The sequence below is a fragment of the Bacillus sp. AFS098217 genome (genome assembly GCF_002551815.1).
Taxonomy (GTDB): Bacteria; Bacillota; Bacilli; order Bacillales; family Bacillaceae_G; genus Bacillus_A.
On record NZ_NVPR01000026.1, the window covers coordinates 1 to 15951 of the forward strand.

A 15951-nucleotide genomic window follows, 5' to 3' on the forward strand; every position below is an offset into this window, starting at 1 on the left:
CCTGCTATGCAGAGGAAAAAGTAACCTACTCTCGTTTGCTCTTTCTGTTTTTACTTCGCATGTGGCAGAAAAAGGCCCTGCCCGCTTCTATGCATGGCCAGATGCTCTCTCCCACCTAAAAAGAGGGGTTTTATGTTGGTTTTTTAAATGAGGTTTTTTGTGGGATGTTTCAGTTAAGTATGATACTATATCGAGGGTACTTGAAACTAGGGTTTCACATATATGTGGATAAGGCGTATTTCTCTTAGAAAAAATAAAAGGGAAATACGCCTTTTATATATTCACATTTCTTTTGTTCCATTGTAATGTACGTTATGATAAATATAGGACATTTGGCATAAGGAGTGGATTTGGATGAAGCGAGTGTTATTTGTTTGCACTGGAAATACATGCCGGAGCCCAATGGCAGAGGCGTTACTTCGTCACCATGGAGAAGATAAATTTGAAGTGCAGTCTGCTGGTGTTTTTGCCAATCCTGGAAGCGATGCATCTTTGTATGCAAAGGAAGCGTTAGCGGCAAAGGGGATTTCAATAACGCATGCTTCAAAGCAAGTAACGGAAGCATTACTTGAATGGGCTGATATTGTATTGACGATGACAGGAAATCATAAACAGCTTGTACTGGGGTATCATCCAAAGGTGGAAGAGAAGTTGCATACATTATATGAATTTACAGAGGGTATAAGTAAGGATATTTCAGATCCATTTGGAGGTTCGCTTTCCATTTATCAAACGACATTAGCAGAGATGGAAAAACTTGTACAAACTTTATTGGAAAAACATTCAGAAAGCTAATGTTTCGTGTATAATACCATATTGGAGATAGACTTGTTTAAATAAGCAAGTTTTAGGTTGTGTAACCATATATCAGTGGTGTAAAACAATCCATTGATAAAAGTTGTATTAAAATTTTGGAGGGGTAAAAATGAAAGTAGTAATAGCATCTGATCACGGCGGCATGAATATCCGCAAAGAAATCGTAAGTTTATTAGAAGAATTAAATATTGAATACATTGATTTAGGATGCGAGTGTGAAGCAGGATCTGTTGATTACCCTGATTTTGCATTTCCAGCAGCAGAAATGGTTGCAAACGGTGAAGTAGACCGTGGTATGTTAGTTTGTGGAACAGGCATTGGTATGTCAATTGCAGCAAATAAAGTACACGGTATTCGTTGTGCGTTAGTTCATGATACATTTAGTGCAAAAGCAACGAGAGAGCATAATGATAGCAACATGTTAGCTATGGGCGAGCGTGTAATTGGAGCAGGTTTAGCACGCGATATCGCAAAAATTTGGTTAACGACTGATTATGAAGGTGGACGTCACGAAAACCGTGTAGGAAAAATTAAAACATACGAAGCGAAGTAATAGATTCTAATTTCTATTGAAGCATAATATAATTTGTTGAATCAACCTGTGAAAGGAAGAGGCGTAATGATGGAAATAGTAAAAGTGAAAGAGCAGCTACAAATATCGCTTTCTGAATTTCAAGAACAAGCTTCTTTACAAAGCGGTCAAATTTTTGTAGTAGGCTGTAGCACGAGTGAGGTGCTAGGGGAGAGAATTGGGACATCAGGGACGATGGAAGTGGCAGAAGCAATTTTTTCTGAGCTAACACAATTTCAAAAACAAACGGGTATAGAATTAGCGTTTCAATGTTGCGAGCATTTAAACCGCGCTTTAGTGGTAGAGAGAGAAATGGCAATGAAATATCAATTTGAAATTGTAACCGTTACGCCTGTCAGATCAGCGGGTGGTGCATTAGCAACATATGCCTATCATAATTTTAAGGATCCTGTAGTAGTGGAATTTATTAAAGCCGATGCAGGAATGGATATTGGTGATACGTTCATTGGTATGCATTTAAAACATGTGGCTGTTCCGATTCGCACAAGTGTGAAGGCAATTGGTAATGCACATGTAACGATGGCTAAAACTCGTGCGAAACTTATTGGGGGAGCACGCGCTGTATATGCGGTAGTAGAAGAAACTGTTACTTGTCGTTAAAGATGAAGAACTTGGAAGTTATACTATACCTTTATATCATCTTGTACGAAGGTATGTTGTCTGACTTTATAATAGAAGAAAGAAAAGACCAAACTTGGTCTTTTTTTCTTTTATGATATAGAAAGTCATGTTAGAATGTATTTGAAAACATGAAGGTTTGAAAGAATTACAACTTGAATTTTCGTTTTTTCTGAATAAATAGGAAAAAACTATTAGGAATTGATGTAGTTCGTTCAGAAAAGGGGGATTATGGTGGATCATTTAAAACGTCAAGATGAAAAGGTATTTGCTGCAATTGAAGCAGAACTAGGAAGACAACGTTCAAAAATTGAGCTAATTGCTTCAGAGAACTTCGTAAGTGAAGCGGTAATGGAAGCACAAGGTTCTGTTTTAACAAATAAGTATGCTGAAGGTTATCCTGGTAAACGTTACTATGGTGGTTGTGAGCACGTAGACGTCGTAGAGGATATTGCACGTGATCGTGTAAAAGAAATTTTTGGCGCTGAACATGTAAATGTTCAACCACATTCTGGTGCACAAGCAAATATGGCTGTATACTTTACGATTTTAGAACATGGCGATACAGTACTTGGTATGAACTTATCCCATGGTGGTCACCTAACACACGGAAGCCCTGTTAACTTCAGTGGGGTACAATATAATTTCGTAGAATATGGAGTGGATGCTGACTCTCACCGTATCAATTATGATGATGTGTTGGCAAAAGCAAAAGAACATAAACCAAAATTAATCGTTGCAGGTGCAAGTGCGTACCCTCGTGTGATCGATTTCAAGAGATTCCGTGAAATCGCAGATGAAGTAGGGGCATACTTAATGGTGGATATGGCTCATATCGCAGGTTTAGTTGCGGCGGGCTTACATCCAAATCCAGTGCCACATGCACATTTCGTTACAACAACAACACATAAAACATTACGTGGCCCACGTGGTGGTATGATTTTATGTGAAGAGCAATTTGCAAAGCAAATCGATAAATCAATCTTCCCGGGTATTCAAGGTGGGCCACTTATGCATGTGATTGCTGCAAAAGCTGTTGCATTTGGTGAAGCACTGCAAGAAGATTTTAAAACATATGCACAAAACATCATTAATAATGCACAACGCTTAGCAGAAGGACTTCAAAAAGAAGGACTTACACTTGTTTCTGGTGGAACGGACAACCATCTTATCCTAATCGATGTTCGTAACTTAGAAATTACAGGTAAAGTGGCAGAGCACGTATTAGATGAAGTGGGTATTACAGTGAACAAGAATACAATTCCATTTGAAACAGCAAGTCCATTTGTAACAAGCGGTGTACGTATTGGTACAGCGGCAGTAACATCTCGCGGCTTCGGTTTAGAAGAAATGGATGAAATTGCAGCAATCATTGCTCATACATTGAAAAATCATGAGGATGAAGTTGCATTAGAAGAGGCACGTAAGCGTGTAGAAGCATTAACAAACAAATTCCCAATGTATACAGATTTATAATAGATTGAACAAAGACTGCTGGAGCTCATAATGTTCCAGCGGTTTTTTTATCCCGCTATTTGCAGGCAGTAATATCCTCACTTCAAAATTTGGAGAAAGCAAAGAAGTTAGGTAGGAGAGAAATTGCTCGTAAAAGCCCGATTGGTGAGGGCTAATAATCAGTGAGGGAAGAAACCCTCGCTAATTAAAGTTTCACTTTATGTCTCATGAAATGATATATGCTTTTTAAAAATACTTTTTACGTGATGTAGAAATGTAGAGCTATGTTTGAAATAAATTTAGGCAAACGAGTAATTAGGGGGAAATAAGGCAGATATTATGTTTTAAGTATGTATACAAATCGTGAATAAATTTTGGAGATATAATGAAGGATACCGCTTCCATAATTGGTAAAAATATTAGGTAAGTTTAGTATGGATTTAATATTTTTCCAAATTTGCCCTTGAATATTAGTAGCGTTTTCTTTAAAATCGTAAATAGTGCAAAACGGCGTGTACGCACGCATGAATATCATCTGAAGGAGAGATTCACATGGGAAAACTGTATGTATTTGATCACCCGTTAATTCAACATAAGATTACATATATTCGCGATAAAAATACAGGTACAAAAGAATTTCGTGAATTAGTGGATGAAGTAGCAAGCTTAATGGCTTTTGAAATTACACGCGATCTTCCACTTGAAGAGATTGAAATTGAAACACCTGTAAGTAAAGCGAAAACAAAAGTGATCGCTGGTAAAAAACTTGGTTTAATTCCGATTTTACGTGCAGGTTTAGGGATGGTAGATGGGATTCTGAAATTAATTCCAGCAGCAAAAGTGGGACACGTTGGTTTATATCGTGACCCTAAAACATTGCAACCGGTAGAATACTATGTGAAGCTTCCAACGGATGTAGAAGAACGTGACTTTATCGTACTTGATCCGATGTTAGCAACAGGTGGTTCTGCAGCTGAAGCAATTAACTCTCTGAAAAAGCGTGGTGCGAAACAAATTAAATTAATGTGTATCGTAGCTGCACCAGAAGGGGTAAAAGTTGTGCAAGAAGAACATCCTGATGTTGATATTTATGTAGCGGCATTAGATGAGAAGTTAAATGACCATGGTTATGTTGTTCCAGGTCTAGGTGATGCTGGTGACCGTTTATTTGGAACGAAGTAAGACAACAGACGAGAGGGATTCCCTGCTCGTCTGTTTTTTATTTAACAAAACTGGAGTTTGAGAAAGAAGTGACGAATCAACATACAAATGGTATTTTTTGTATATGCAACATAAATTGCATATATATCACATATACTATAGAGGTCTAACTTCTATGAGGCCCTATACTATGGAAGAAAAACGTTATATCCTAAAAATATAATAGTGACAAACTTGTGAACATTTTCTTCTATTATAAATAGAAAACTTCAAGAAATTATATATCTTTCACCAGTATTTAGAAGGGGAACGTTTTCATTTTTGGCAGGAAATGACTAATACTCAAATTTTTTGATTTTTTACGATTTCTCGTTGACAGTGCTAATACCCTATTGTATGCTAACAACGGGGATAGATGGTAGGGCTTTCAGTGACAAATTTGCATCTATTTCGTGAAGAAAAAGCAAAATTTTTATTTTGTGTAGAATTTATACAAAAAAATGAGTTATTATTAACACATCGTGAATGAGGGTTACATATTGGAGGGATGAATCCTTGCAAAAAGACGATCGCAACCCAATAAAAGCATATGCTTTAATGACAGGAATTCTTGCTCAATTAGTCGGTTCTATTCTTGTTGGAATCTTTGGTGGGCAATGGATTGACAGTAAGGTTGGAACGTTTCCATTGTTTCTTATTATAGGCTTATTGCTTGGATTAGGAACAGGGATTTACGCAATGATTCGACTCATTCGACATTATTATTCGGGAGAGCAATGATGATAGACGTACATGGACTTGTCCAAAGACAAAAGAAATATATGTACTACTTGCTTGCGCTTCTTGTGCTAGGATGGGGATTTACCTCTTACAAGGATGTATTTCTTGGACTGATTATCGGGACGATTTTCAGTTTTCTTAGTTTGCGCATTATTGCACGTAAAACAGACAAGCTATTAGACCGCGTTACAAATGGAGAAAACGTGAAATTTAAAGCGACGGCTGTAAGTACATATTCGAGATTTGCCACGATTGGGTTACTAATTTTATTTGCAGCGAAATATCAGCATTTAATTGCGATGTGGAGCTTAGGTGTAGGATTGCTGACAGGATATCTTGTCATGATCATAGATTTTCTTTATTTAGAGTATAAGAGCAGGGAAGAGAGGTGAATTACTAGTGGAACACGGTAAATTAGTTGAATTTCTAGGTTTAACGTTCGATTTGTCCTCAGTCATGATGGTTACTGTTGCAGCAGTTATTGTTTTCTTAATCGCTGTTATTGGAACTCGCAGCTTAGCTCTTCGTCCTACCGGAATGCAAAACTTCATGGAATGGATTTTAGACTTCGCGAAAGGGATTATTAACAGTACGATGGACTGGAAAACAGGTGGACGCTTTTTAACACTCGGCGTTACGCTTATGATGTTTATTTTCGTATCAAACATGCTCGGCTTACCATTCATGTATTCAACAACTGAGGCTGGCGAACACATTGCATGGTGGAGATCGCCAACGTCTGACCCAGCAGTTACATTAACATTAGCCGTGATGGTAGTTACCCTCACCCATTACTATGGAATTAAGATGAAGGGTACAAAAGAATACTTAAAAGGGTTTTTCCAACCTATGAAATTCTTATTTCCTTTAAAGGTTATTGAGGAATTTGCTAACACATTAACGTTAGGTCTTCGTCTATTCGGTAACATCTATGCTGGTGAGATTTTATTAGGATTACTTGCCAAATTAGGTGGAAGTACAGTACTTGGAGCGTTGGGTGCTATTGTGCCGATGTTAGCGTGGATGGGATTCAGTGTGTTCGTTGGTTCAATCCAAGCGTTTATCTTTACAATGTTAACGATGGTTTATATGGCTCATAAAGTAAGTCATGACCATTAATATACTTTAATAAGTAAGTAAAAAATCTATTTTTTTATAATACAAAGGAGGACATTTTAAATGAGTTTAGGTGTAATCGCAGCTGCAATTGCAATTGGTTTATCAGCATTAGGTGCAGGTATTGGTAACGGTCTTATCGTATCACGTACAATCGAAGGTGTTGCTCGTCAACCAGAATTAAAAGGCGCACTTCAAACAATTATGTTCATCGGGGTTGCATTAGTTGAGGCACTTCCAATCATCGGTGTAGTTATTGCATTCATCGTAATGAACAAATAAGGGATACTCCCCTTACATAGATGGCGAAGAGTGTTTTTTGAACTTTCTTCGCCATTGCTTTATGAACGAAATGTATGTCTTTTTTTTTCATATGGTCAATTTAGATATCTCGAAGGGAGTGAATCCTTGTGCCAACTTTATTATTAGGAGCTGCCATTCCATTTGGAACGATTGCTTACACATTGCTAGTTTTCCTAATTTTATTAGTAATGCTTCGCAAATTTGCTTGGGGTCCTTTGATGGGAATTATGAAGGAACGTGAAGAGCATGTTGCTAGTGAAATCGACGCTGCAGAAAAGAACAATGCAGAGGCGAAAAAATTAGTAGAAGAACAACGTGAAATGTTAAAACAATCACGTGTGGAAGCACAAGAGTTAATCGAAAGAGCGAAAAAGCAAGCAGAAGATCAGAAAGATGTTATTGTCGCTGCTGCAAAAGAAGAAGCAGAGTCAATTAAAACATCTGCTGTACAAGAAATTCAACGCGAAAAAGAGCAAGCAATTGCTGCTCTGCAAGAACAAGTCGCTTCTTTATCTGTTCAAATTGCTTCTAAAGTAATTGAAAAAGAACTAAAAGAAGAAGATCAAGTGAAATTAATTCGCGATTATATTAAAGAAGTAGGAGAAGCGCGATGAGCAATGAGATTGTAGCAAAACGTTATGCTGTCGCTCTTTTTCAAATTGCAAAAGAAAAACACGTATTAGAGATGTTTGAAGAGGAATTACGCCTTGTACAAAACGTTTTTGTAACGAACGGAGAACTACAAAGCTTTTTAACACAACCAAACATTTCGAAGGAACAGAAAAAAACGTTTCTTTCTAACGTATTTGCTTCTGTTTCTGAATCAATTTTAAATACGTTATATATTTTAGTTGATAATAAACGCATTGAAATCCTACCTGAAATTGCAAATGAATATGTTGTTCTTGCTAATGAAGAACGCAACGTAGCAGATGCAACTGTTTACTCTATTCGTCTTCTATCTGAAGATGAAAAACTTAGCATTGCAGAATCATTTGCGAAGAGAACAGGAAAAGATGCAATTCGCATAAAGAATGTTGTAGATGAAGATTTACTAGGCGGAATTAAAGTACGCATTGGAAATCGCATTTATGATGGTAGTTTACAAGGAAAGTTAGCACGTATTCAGCGTGAACTTATGAAGAATAGATAGGGGTGAAGCACATGAGCATCAGAGCTGAAGAAATTAGCGCACTGATAAAGCAACAAATCGAGAACTATCAGTCTGAAATCGAAGTTAGTGATGTTGGTACAGTTATCCAGGTTGGTGACGGTATTGCGCGTGCTCATGGTCTTGATAACGTTATGGCTGGTGAACTTGTAGAGTTCTCTAATGGCGTTATGGGACTAGCACAAAACTTAGAGGAAAACAACGTAGGTATCATTATTTTAGGACCTTACACAGAAATCCGTGAAGGTGACGAGGTTCGTCGTACTGGTCGCATCATGCAAGTGCCAGTAGGGAAAGAACTAATCGGTCGTGTTGTAAACCCATTAGGTCAACCAGTAGATGGTTTAGGCCCAATCAATACAACAAACACTCGTCCAATCGAAAGTCCAGCACCAGGTGTAATGGATCGTAAATCTGTTCATGAGCCACTTCAAACAGGTATTAAAGCGATCGATGCTCTTGTACCAATTGGCCGTGGTCAACGTGAGTTAATCATCGGTGACCGTCAAACAGGTAAAACAGCAGTTGCACTTGATACAATCATTAATCAAAAAGATGAAGATATGGTTTGTATCTACGTTGCAATTGGGCAAAAAGAATCTACAGTACGTAACGTAGTAGAAACTTTACGTAAGCACGGTGCATTAGAGTACACAATCGTTGTAACAGCATCAGCTTCTCAACCAGCTCCATTATTATACTTAGCTCCTTACGCTGGTGTAACAATGGGTGAAGAGTTCATGTACAATGGTAAACACGTATTAGTAGTATACGATGACTTATCAAAACAAGCAGCAGCTTATCGTGAGCTGTCATTACTATTACGTCGTCCTCCAGGTCGTGAAGCGTATCCAGGGGATGTATTCTACCTACATTCTCGCTTACTAGAGCGTGCAGCAAAATTAAGTGATGCAAAAGGCGGCGGTTCTTTAACAGCTCTACCTTTCATCGAAACACAAGCAGGGGACGTATCAGCTTACATCCCAACAAACGTAATCTCTATCACAGATGGACAAATCTTCTTACAATCTGATTTATTCTTCTCTGGTGTACGTCCAGCGATCGATGCAGGTACTTCAGTATCTCGTGTTGGTGGATCTGCTCAGATTAAAGCGATGAGTAAAGTATCAGGTACACTTCGTCTTGACCTTGCATCTTATCGTGAGTTAGAAGCGTTCGCTGCGTTCGGTTCTGACCTTGATAAAGCAACTCAAGCGAAATTAAACCGTGGTGCTCGCACAGTTGAAGTATTAAAACAAGGATTACACAAACCACTGCGAGTAGAGAAACAAGTTATTATTCTTTACGCTCTAACACGTGGATTCCTAGATGATATCCCAGTAGCAGATATCACTCGTTTTGAAGAAGAACTTCATGCTTGGTTAGATTCAAATGCAGCTGAATTATTAAGCGAAATCCGCACAACTAAGAAACTTGCGGATGACGATAAATTTGCAGCAGCAATTAACGGATTCAAAAAAGTATTCGTAGCTTCTGAATAATAAAAAGCGGAAGCGGCTCGTTAGCCGCTGAAACTAGATTATATAAACAGGCAACTCTTACAGAGATTGCTGACGGTTATGTAAAGGAAAAGAGTAGGTGCACCTATTCTTTTCCTTCAATCATGAGCAAGAAGATCTTGCAACGTAGATTAGAAAGATGAATGAAAAGAAATCTTACTAATCGTGCCAACTTCCGGAAAAAAGGTGGTGAAAACCTGTGGCATCTTTACGCGATATAAAAGCGAAAATTAATTCGACTAAGAAAACGAGTCAAATTACGAAGGCGATGGAGATGGTATCTGCATCGAAATTAAACCGTGCAGAACAAAATGCTAAATCTTTCGTTCCGTATATGGAAAAGATTCAAGAAGTAGTAGCGAGTATTGCGCAAGGTAGCAAAGGAATCAATCATCCAATGCTAACAGCACGCCCTGTAAAACGTACGGGATACATCGTTATTACATCTGATCGTGGACTAGCAGGTGGTTATAACAGTAACGTATTACGTACGGTAAGTAACGTAATTCGTGAACGTCATAATATGGATTCAAACCAATATTCAATTATTGTGCTTGGACGACTAGGACGTGATTATTTAAAACGTCGCGGCTTTAACATCATTGATGAAGTAGTTGGGCTATCTGACCATCCTTCATTTACAGATATTAAAGACCTTGCTTCTCGAGCGATTGCGATGTTCGCAGATGGTGCTTATGATGAGCTGTATATTTACTACAACCATTACGTGAGTAAAATTTCACAAGAAGTAACGGAAAATAAAATTTTACCGCTTACGGAAGTGACGTCTGACAAACCGACGACAGCTTATGAGTTTGAACCTTCTGAAGAAGATATCTTAAAAGTATTATTGCCACAATACGCAGAAAGCTTAGTGTACGGTGCATTACTAGACGGTAAAGCAAGTGAACACGCAGCGCGTATGACAGCAATGAAGAGTGCTACAGACAACGCAATGGAAGTTATCGATACACTTACACTTTCATTCAACCGTGCTCGACAAGCAGCGATTACGCAAGAAATTACAGAAATCGTTGGTGGAGCAGCAGCGTTAGAATAGTAATAAAAAGCGGAGGTGGCTCGTCCAGAAGGGGGGAAATGACCGACCCTTCTAGCCACCGGAGCTAGATTAATAAAAGGCGGAAGCGGCTCTTTCCGAAAAGTCGCTCAAGCTAAACTAATAAAAAATGAAAGCCGACTCTCATAGAAAGCTGGCTAATTTAAAGAAAGCTAGGAGGGAACCCGATGAATAAAGGGCGCGTTACGCAAATCATGGGTCCGGTTGTAGACGTTAAGTTTGACGGCGGAAAGCTACCTGAAATCTACAATGCCCTTAGAATTAAACAAGACGCAGTTAACTTAACTTTAGAAGTTGCACTTCACTTAGGTGATGACACAGTTCGTACGGTTGCGATGTCTTCTACAGATGGACTTGTTCGTGGCATAGAAGTAGAGGATACTGGTAAACCAATTTCTGTTCCAGTTGGTGATGCAACACTTGGTCGTGTATTTAACGTATTAGGTGATGCAATTGACTTAGATGGTGAAGTTGCAGCGGATGTACGCCGTGATCCAATTCACCGTCAAGCACCTGCATTCGAAGAGTTATCTACAAAAGTAGAAATTCTTGAAACTGGTATTAAAGTAGTAGACTTGCTTGCTCCTTACATTAAAGGTGGTAAAATCGGTCTATTCGGTGGTGCCGGTGTAGGTAAAACAGTATTAATCCAGGAGTTAATTAACAACATCGCACAAGAACACGGCGGTATTTCTGTATTCGCTGGTGTAGGTGAGCGTACTCGTGAAGGTAACGACTTATACCACGAAATGAGTGATTCTGGCGTAATCAAGAAAACAGCGATGGTATTCGGACAAATGAACGAGCCACCTGGTGCACGTCAACGTGTTGCATTAACAGGATTAACAATGGCTGAACATTTCCGTGATGAGCAAGGACAAGACGTACTATTGTTCATCGATAATATTTTCCGTTTCACGCAAGCGGGTTCTGAAGTATCTGCCCTTCTTGGTCGTATGCCATCTGCGGTAGGTTACCAACCAACACTTGCAACTGAAATGGGTCAATTACAAGAACGTATTACATCTACAAATAAAGGGTCTATCACGTCTATCCAAGCGGTATATGTACCAGCCGATGACTACACTGACCCAGCACCAGCTACAACGTTCGCTCACTTAGATGCAACAACAAACTTAGAGCGTCGTTTAACACAAATGGGTATTTACCCAGCGGTAGACCCATTAGCGTCTACATCTCGTGCACTTTCTCCAGAAATCGTTGGAGAAGAGCATTATGCAGTTGCTCGTCAAATCCAACAAACGCTACAACGTTATAAAGAGCTTCAAGATATCATCGCTATCTTAGGTATGGACGAGTTATCTGAAGAAGATAAATTAGTTGTACATCGTGCTCGTCGCGTTCAGTTCTTCTTATCACAGAACTTCCACGTAGCAGAGCAGTTTACAGGTCAAAAAGGATCTTATGTACCTGTAAAAGAAACAGTTCGTGGATTCAAAGAAATTCTAGAAGGAAAATATGATGACCTTCCAGAAGATGCATTCCGTCTTGTTGGTGGCATTGAAGAAGTTATTGAAAACGCGAAGAAAATGATGGCGTAAGGCCTTAGGAGGGACGAATTATGAAGACATTTCCAGTCAGTATTGTAACTCCTGATGGACCGGTTTACGAAAAAGAAGTAGAAATGGTAAGCGTGAAAGCAGAAAGTGGGGAAATGGGGATCTTACCAGGTCACATTCCAACTGTTGCGCCGCTAAAGATTAGTGCGGTTCGTTTGAAAAATGGCGGTCACACTGATTATGTAGCAGTAAGCGGTGGCTTTATCGAAGTTCGTCCAGATAAAGTAACAGTATTAGCACCATCTGCTGAAGAAGCAAACCATATCGATATCCATCGTGCAAACGAAGCGAAGCGTCGTGCTGAGCAGCGTTTACAAGATAAACAAGTACATGTTGACTTTAAGCGTGCAGAGCTTGCACTAAAACGAGCGATTAACCGTTTGAATGTTTCTGACATGAAATAAGAAAATCCGTAAAGGTTCATTCCTTTACGGATTTTTTTATGAATAGAATAGGCTAAATTTTTATGTTATAGGAAATATTACAAAAAAACATTACAAAAAATGATATAATTGTAAGTGTAATTTTATATATAAATAGATACATAGTGTAAGGAGATGAGAAAGTGATTGGTGAAATGAAACGAGAAGCATTGCAATCGTTAAATGGAAAATGGGGGCTTAGTGTAGGTTCGACAATTCTATATTTTATTTTGAATTATATACTCTCATTCGTGGCATCATTTATTATTTTAATTCCTGGAATATTTTTAATGGCGATAATTGGTAGTTCTATAAGCTCATTTGAAGAGGAAACAGCAACAGTTGGTGCTGTTATGGCTATTATCGTTATTTATGGTCTGATGTTCATAGTGAACCTTGCATCATACGGTATCATGACATATGGTTATATGAATCTGTCCTTACGCCTTAGTAAGAGGGATGGTGCTGTAATAGATTGCTTATTTGAAGGGTTCCGTGGGTTTAAACGAATGCTGAAAGCAATAAAGGCAATGTTGGCAATTTGTCTATACACAGGAACTTGGATTCCGTTAATATTAATCAGTATGTTTGTGTTTCTATTTGGGGAAGGAAGTGATTCAGCAAATGAATCATTAGGAATTGCTTTCTTTGTTTTATTATTTATTTCGTTTATAGTAATTGTTATTGCTTCTCTTTCATATGCGATGACTTATTACATTCTAGTGGAAAATCCAGAATACGGTGTTTTACAAGCGCTGAGAGAAAGTAAAGCGATGATGAAAGGACATAAAATGGATCTATTCCTTTTAGGGCTTAGCTTCATCGGCTGGGCTGTGTTAGCAATTTTTACTTTTGGAATTGGATTTCTTTGGCTCTATCCATATTTCAATACAACGATAGCACATTTTTATCAATACGTATCAGAAAAATAAATCGTATTAAAAATATATGGAAAACGAGGTGCATAATAGTTGTATGCACCTCGTTTTTTTGAAATATAAGATGCGAGCGGCGTGTTATACTAATAATAAAGTAGAGGTTCATTCGATTTAGGAGGTTTCATATGATTAGTGATTTAAAAGGAAGAGCGCTGGATGCCTTGGAAGGAAAATGGGGACTAGCAGTAGGTACTACATTACTGATTGCAGTTTTTGCTTCTGTTTGTAAGCTTGTTGTTACATTTCCTTTCTCAATGATTTGGGGATGGAATGAAGCAAGAGGATCCTTTTCAGTGGATATTGTCGTGATGCTTATTATTGGACCGTTAACTTTAGGGGCATATTATCTTGTTTTGAATGCGATTCGTGAGAGAGAGGTTCGTATTGGACAGTTGTTTAGATGGTTTACAGATGGAACTAAATTTATAAAATCATTTTTAACATATTTGTTAGTGTGCATTTATCTTACTTTATGGACAATACTACTGATTATTCCAGGAATTATTAAATCTTTCTCGTACGCGATGACGTATTTTATTTTAAATGATCATCCGGAGTATTCAATGAATCAAGCCATTACGGAAAGTCGCCGTATGATGGATGGACATAAAATGGATTATTTCTTATTATGCTTAAGTTTCATTGGTTGGTTCTTGTTAAGTATCGTTACTTTAGGAATCGGTTTCTTATGGTTAGCACCATATTTTTATACAACAACTGCGGCATTCTATGATGAAATTTCACAGGACTATTATCAAAAAGAAAATCCTACCTTTTAAGAAAACACCCAGCATGAAATTTATGCTGGGTGTTTTTTGTAGAAATTTCATGAATTGTTTACTGCCGAGTGGCTTGCTGAAGTAGTATCCTTGCATATACCTACAATTGTTATCTTGTAAGAATGGCAGTTGTTCTTTCGTCTATCATTGCAATATGTTCTGTTAGTTCTATATCAAGAAGATGTGGTTGTAAACCAGTTTCTTCAAAGATGGAAACAATCGTTTGTACAAGATTATTTTGTAGAAATTCTTTAGCTGACAAATTAGCTCCTGTTTTAACAAAAACATATTAGAATTCCCTTTTAAGAAAAATGTGAATGATTTAGGAAGATTTTACACATTATTCCTAACGTATCGACATAGGAATTTGAAGTTTGCTATAATGATATAAATAGTCGCATTATTTAGAAAAATTTAAAAATAATAAATGATGCGGTTGAGACATATTGTTTACTAAGTGAATTTGTTCTTAATTCAGGGGGGAGGGTTTCACAATGGCAAATGTATATGAAAATAGTTATATGATCGTTGGCATCTTCTTGCTATTGGGCATATTGCTGCCGGTAGTGGCTCTTACATTAGGAAAGTTGTTGCGACCGCATAAGCCGAGTGCGGCAAAGGAAACAACGTACGAAAGCGGAATTGAACCCTATCATGATGCAAATGTTCGTTTTCATGCTCGCTATTATATTTTTGCATTATTATTTGTCATCTTTGATGTGGAAACCTTATTTTTATATCCGTGGGCTGTTGCGTATGACAAGCTTGGTTTGTTCGCGCTTATTGAAATGCTAATCTTTGTCATTATGTTAATCGTGGGTCTGGCGTATGCTTGGAAAAAGAAGGTGTTACAATGGCTATAAATTTCGAGGAATTACATCCACAGGAACGGGCGGAATTAGAGAGGAATATTTTCTTTACAACATTAGAACAGGTAAAGGGGTGGGCACGTAGTAACTCTTTATGGCCAATGACATTTGGATTGGCGTGCTGCGCAATTGAAATGATGGGGGTTGGTTCATCGCATTATGATTTGGATCGATTTGGGTCATTCTTTCGGACATCACCGAGGCAATCGGATGTCATGATTGTTTCTGGAACAGTGACGAAGAAAATGGCACCTATTGTACGGCGTTTATATGATCAGATGCCAGAGCCGAAATGGGTTATTGCAATGGGATCTTGTGCAACAGCTGGCGGACCATATGTGAATTCGTATGCTGTTGTAAAAGGGGTAGATCAAATCGTACCAGTAGATGTGTATATCCCGGGATGTCCTCCTAATCCAGCAGCCTTAATTTATGGAATTAATAAACTGAAAGAGAAGATTCGTTACGAAGCAAAGACTGGGAAGCAGGTGACGAATAGATGAGTGATCCTAATAACAGTTTAGAGGATATGAAGAAAGAAGCCGCTAGACATGCGAAAGAAGAAGCTCGAAACCGTCTTGCCGCAAAACATGAAATGGAAATAGCTAAGTTTAAAGCGCAAGAACAAGAGAAAGCGCTATCAAGTAATAATGAGATAAATATGGAAGAGACCCAACACCATGCTGCGGAGAAGAAACAAGCATCGGTGGATGGGGAAATATCAGAAGAAGCAAAAGCGGCAGCGCTAGCGAA

The 15951-nt window shown here is 38.2% G+C and carries 21 protein-coding genes and 2 pseudogenes; 21 read left to right on the forward strand and 2 right to left on the reverse strand.

The window, feature by feature from the left end; genetic code table 11:
- Window positions 1-354: 354 nt before the first annotated feature.
- The 18 genes from COO03_RS06610 (at window position 355) to COO03_RS06700 (ending at window position 14329) form a co-directional block, all read left to right on the forward strand.
- Window positions 355-795 carry a low molecular weight protein arginine phosphatase gene (locus COO03_RS06610; protein WP_097896155.1) on the forward strand — a complete coding sequence of 147 codons (441 nt, stop codon included), beginning with the start codon at window positions 355-357 and terminating at the stop codon, window positions 793-795.
- A gap of 130 nt (window positions 796-925) precedes the next feature.
- Entirely contained in the window at window positions 926-1369 is a 444-nt protein-coding gene (gene rpiB, locus COO03_RS06615; RefSeq protein ID WP_097896156.1) for a ribose 5-phosphate isomerase B, read from the forward strand.
- Window positions 1370-1435: 66 nt separating this feature from the next.
- The gene (locus COO03_RS06620) at window positions 1436-2008 is read left to right on the forward strand and encodes a TIGR01440 family protein (RefSeq protein WP_170958191.1); all 573 of its coding nucleotides are present in this window, start codon (window positions 1436-1438) and stop codon (window positions 2006-2008) included.
- 252 nt (window positions 2009-2260) lie between these two features.
- Window positions 2261-3502 (forward strand): serine hydroxymethyltransferase, encoded by a 1242-nt coding sequence (gene glyA, locus COO03_RS06625; protein ID WP_141523311.1) that lies wholly within the window; start codon window positions 2261-2263, stop codon window positions 3500-3502.
- 531 nt (window positions 3503-4033) lie between these two features.
- Entirely contained in the window at window positions 4034-4663 is a 630-nt protein-coding gene (upp, locus tag COO03_RS06635; protein WP_003202275.1) for a uracil phosphoribosyltransferase, read from the forward strand.
- A 394-nt stretch (window positions 4664-5057) separates the two neighbouring features.
- Window positions 5058-5171, forward strand: coding sequence for a DUF4024 domain-containing protein (locus COO03_RS06640; RefSeq protein WP_097896160.1), 114 nt, complete (start codon window positions 5058-5060; stop codon window positions 5169-5171).
- Between the two features lie 26 nt (window positions 5172-5197).
- Entirely contained in the window at window positions 5198-5422 is a 225-nt protein-coding gene (locus tag COO03_RS06645) for an AtpZ/AtpI family protein (protein WP_141523310.1), read from the forward strand.
- Window positions 5422-5814: an ATP synthase subunit I gene (locus tag COO03_RS06650; RefSeq protein ID WP_097896165.1), complete on the forward strand. Its 393-nt coding sequence runs from the start codon at window positions 5422-5424 to the stop codon at window positions 5812-5814. The genes COO03_RS06645 and COO03_RS06650 overlap by 1 nt, the downstream gene beginning before the upstream one ends.
- A gap of 7 nt (window positions 5815-5821) precedes the next feature.
- The gene (gene atpB / locus COO03_RS06655; protein ID WP_097896166.1) at window positions 5822-6541 is read left to right on the forward strand and encodes a F0F1 ATP synthase subunit A; all 720 of its coding nucleotides are present in this window, start codon (window positions 5822-5824) and stop codon (window positions 6539-6541) included.
- A gap of 60 nt (window positions 6542-6601) precedes the next feature.
- Window positions 6602-6820, forward strand: a complete 219-nt coding sequence (gene atpE, locus COO03_RS06660) for a F0F1 ATP synthase subunit C (protein WP_000052064.1) — start codon at window positions 6602-6604, stop codon at window positions 6818-6820.
- Window positions 6821-6948: 128 nt separating this feature from the next.
- Window positions 6949-7455 (forward strand): F0F1 ATP synthase subunit B, encoded by a 507-nt coding sequence (atpF, locus tag COO03_RS06665; RefSeq protein WP_097896168.1) that lies wholly within the window; start codon window positions 6949-6951, stop codon window positions 7453-7455.
- The gene (locus tag COO03_RS06670; protein WP_097896169.1) at window positions 7452-7994 is read left to right on the forward strand and encodes a F0F1 ATP synthase subunit delta; all 543 of its coding nucleotides are present in this window, start codon (window positions 7452-7454) and stop codon (window positions 7992-7994) included. The genes atpF and COO03_RS06670 overlap by 4 nt, the downstream gene beginning before the upstream one ends.
- Window positions 7995-8005: 11 nt before the next feature.
- Window positions 8006-9514 carry a F0F1 ATP synthase subunit alpha gene (gene atpA / locus COO03_RS06675; RefSeq protein ID WP_097896172.1) on the forward strand — a complete coding sequence of 503 codons (1509 nt, stop codon included), beginning with the start codon at window positions 8006-8008 and terminating at the stop codon, window positions 9512-9514.
- 217 nt (window positions 9515-9731) lie between these two features.
- Window positions 9732-10592, forward strand: a complete 861-nt coding sequence (gene atpG, locus COO03_RS06680; RefSeq protein ID WP_097896173.1) for a F0F1 ATP synthase subunit gamma — start codon at window positions 9732-9734, stop codon at window positions 10590-10592.
- A 185-nt stretch (window positions 10593-10777) separates the two neighbouring features.
- Window positions 10778-12172, forward strand: a complete 1395-nt coding sequence (atpD, locus tag COO03_RS06685) for a F0F1 ATP synthase subunit beta (protein ID WP_097896174.1) — start codon at window positions 10778-10780, stop codon at window positions 12170-12172.
- 20 nt (window positions 12173-12192) lie between these two features.
- Complete coding sequence (gene atpC / locus COO03_RS06690; RefSeq protein ID WP_097896176.1) at window positions 12193-12594, forward strand: F0F1 ATP synthase subunit epsilon; 402 nt, start codon at window positions 12193-12195, stop codon at window positions 12592-12594.
- A 173-nt stretch (window positions 12595-12767) separates the two neighbouring features.
- Entirely contained in the window at window positions 12768-13544 is a 777-nt protein-coding gene (locus COO03_RS06695) for a DUF975 family protein (RefSeq protein ID WP_097896183.1), read from the forward strand.
- Between the two features lie 131 nt (window positions 13545-13675).
- Window positions 13676-14329 carry a DUF975 family protein gene (locus COO03_RS06700; protein WP_097896178.1) on the forward strand — a complete coding sequence of 218 codons (654 nt, stop codon included), beginning with the start codon at window positions 13676-13678 and terminating at the stop codon, window positions 14327-14329.
- On the opposite strand, the pseudogene COO03_RS28095 reads toward COO03_RS06700, so the two are convergent.
- Window positions 14291-14470 (reverse strand): annotated as a pseudogene (locus COO03_RS28095) (hypothetical protein); the annotation flags it as partial. The gene COO03_RS06700 and the pseudogene COO03_RS28095 overlap by 39 nt on opposite strands.
- Complete coding sequence (locus COO03_RS28100) at window positions 14439-14591, reverse strand: hypothetical protein (RefSeq protein ID WP_154724615.1); 153 nt, start codon at window positions 14589-14591, stop codon at window positions 14439-14441. The pseudogene COO03_RS28095 and the gene COO03_RS28100, both read right to left, overlap by 32 nt.
- 232 nt (window positions 14592-14823) lie before the next feature.
- On the opposite strand from COO03_RS28100, the gene COO03_RS06710 reads away from it, so the two are divergent.
- The 3 genes and pseudogenes from COO03_RS06710 to COO03_RS06720 all read left to right on the forward strand — a co-directional run.
- The gene (locus COO03_RS06710; RefSeq protein WP_097896180.1) at window positions 14824-15192 is read left to right on the forward strand and encodes an NADH-quinone oxidoreductase subunit A; all 369 of its coding nucleotides are present in this window, start codon (window positions 14824-14826) and stop codon (window positions 15190-15192) included.
- Window positions 15183-15701, forward strand: a complete 519-nt coding sequence (nuoB, locus tag COO03_RS06715) for an NADH-quinone oxidoreductase subunit NuoB (protein WP_017153544.1) — start codon at window positions 15183-15185, stop codon at window positions 15699-15701. Before COO03_RS06710 ends, nuoB begins: the two co-directional genes overlap by 10 nt.
- Window positions 15698-15951, forward strand: a pseudogene (locus COO03_RS06720) (NADH-quinone oxidoreductase subunit C); the annotation flags it as partial. The gene nuoB and the pseudogene COO03_RS06720, both read left to right, overlap by 4 nt.

Excerpts from the sequence above, each read along its gene's own strand:
- COO03_RS06610 (WP_097896155.1), top strand. The coding sequence starts at position 355 with ATGAAGCGAGTGTTATTTGTTTGCACTGGAAATACATGCCGGAGCCCA.
- rpiB (WP_097896156.1), top strand. The coding sequence starts at position 926 with ATGAAAGTAGTAATAGCATCTGATCACGGCGGCATGAATATCCGCAAA.
- COO03_RS06620 (WP_170958191.1), top strand. The coding sequence starts at position 1,436 with ATGATGGAAATAGTAAAAGTGAAAGAGCAGCTACAAATATCGCTTTCT.
- upp (WP_003202275.1), top strand. The coding sequence starts at position 4,034 with ATGGGAAAACTGTATGTATTTGATCACCCGTTAATTCAACATAAGATT.
- COO03_RS06640 (WP_097896160.1), top strand. The coding sequence starts at position 5,058 with ATGGTAGGGCTTTCAGTGACAAATTTGCATCTATTTCGTGAAGAAAAA.
- COO03_RS06650 (WP_097896165.1), top strand. The coding sequence starts at position 5,422 with ATGATAGACGTACATGGACTTGTCCAAAGACAAAAGAAATATATGTAC.
- atpE (WP_000052064.1), top strand. The coding sequence starts at position 6,602 with ATGAGTTTAGGTGTAATCGCAGCTGCAATTGCAATTGGTTTATCAGCA.
- COO03_RS06670 (WP_097896169.1), top strand. The coding sequence starts at position 7,452 with ATGAGCAATGAGATTGTAGCAAAACGTTATGCTGTCGCTCTTTTTCAA.
- atpA (WP_097896172.1), top strand. The coding sequence starts at position 8,006 with ATGAGCATCAGAGCTGAAGAAATTAGCGCACTGATAAAGCAACAAATC.
- atpD (WP_097896174.1), top strand. The coding sequence starts at position 10,778 with ATGAATAAAGGGCGCGTTACGCAAATCATGGGTCCGGTTGTAGACGTT.
- atpC (WP_097896176.1), top strand. The coding sequence starts at position 12,193 with ATGAAGACATTTCCAGTCAGTATTGTAACTCCTGATGGACCGGTTTAC.
- COO03_RS06695 (WP_097896183.1), top strand. The coding sequence starts at position 12,768 with ATGAAACGAGAAGCATTGCAATCGTTAAATGGAAAATGGGGGCTTAGT.
- COO03_RS06700 (WP_097896178.1), top strand. The coding sequence starts at position 13,676 with ATGATTAGTGATTTAAAAGGAAGAGCGCTGGATGCCTTGGAAGGAAAA.
- COO03_RS06710 (WP_097896180.1), top strand. The coding sequence starts at position 14,824 with ATGGCAAATGTATATGAAAATAGTTATATGATCGTTGGCATCTTCTTG.
- nuoB (WP_017153544.1), top strand. The coding sequence starts at position 15,183 with ATGGCTATAAATTTCGAGGAATTACATCCACAGGAACGGGCGGAATTA.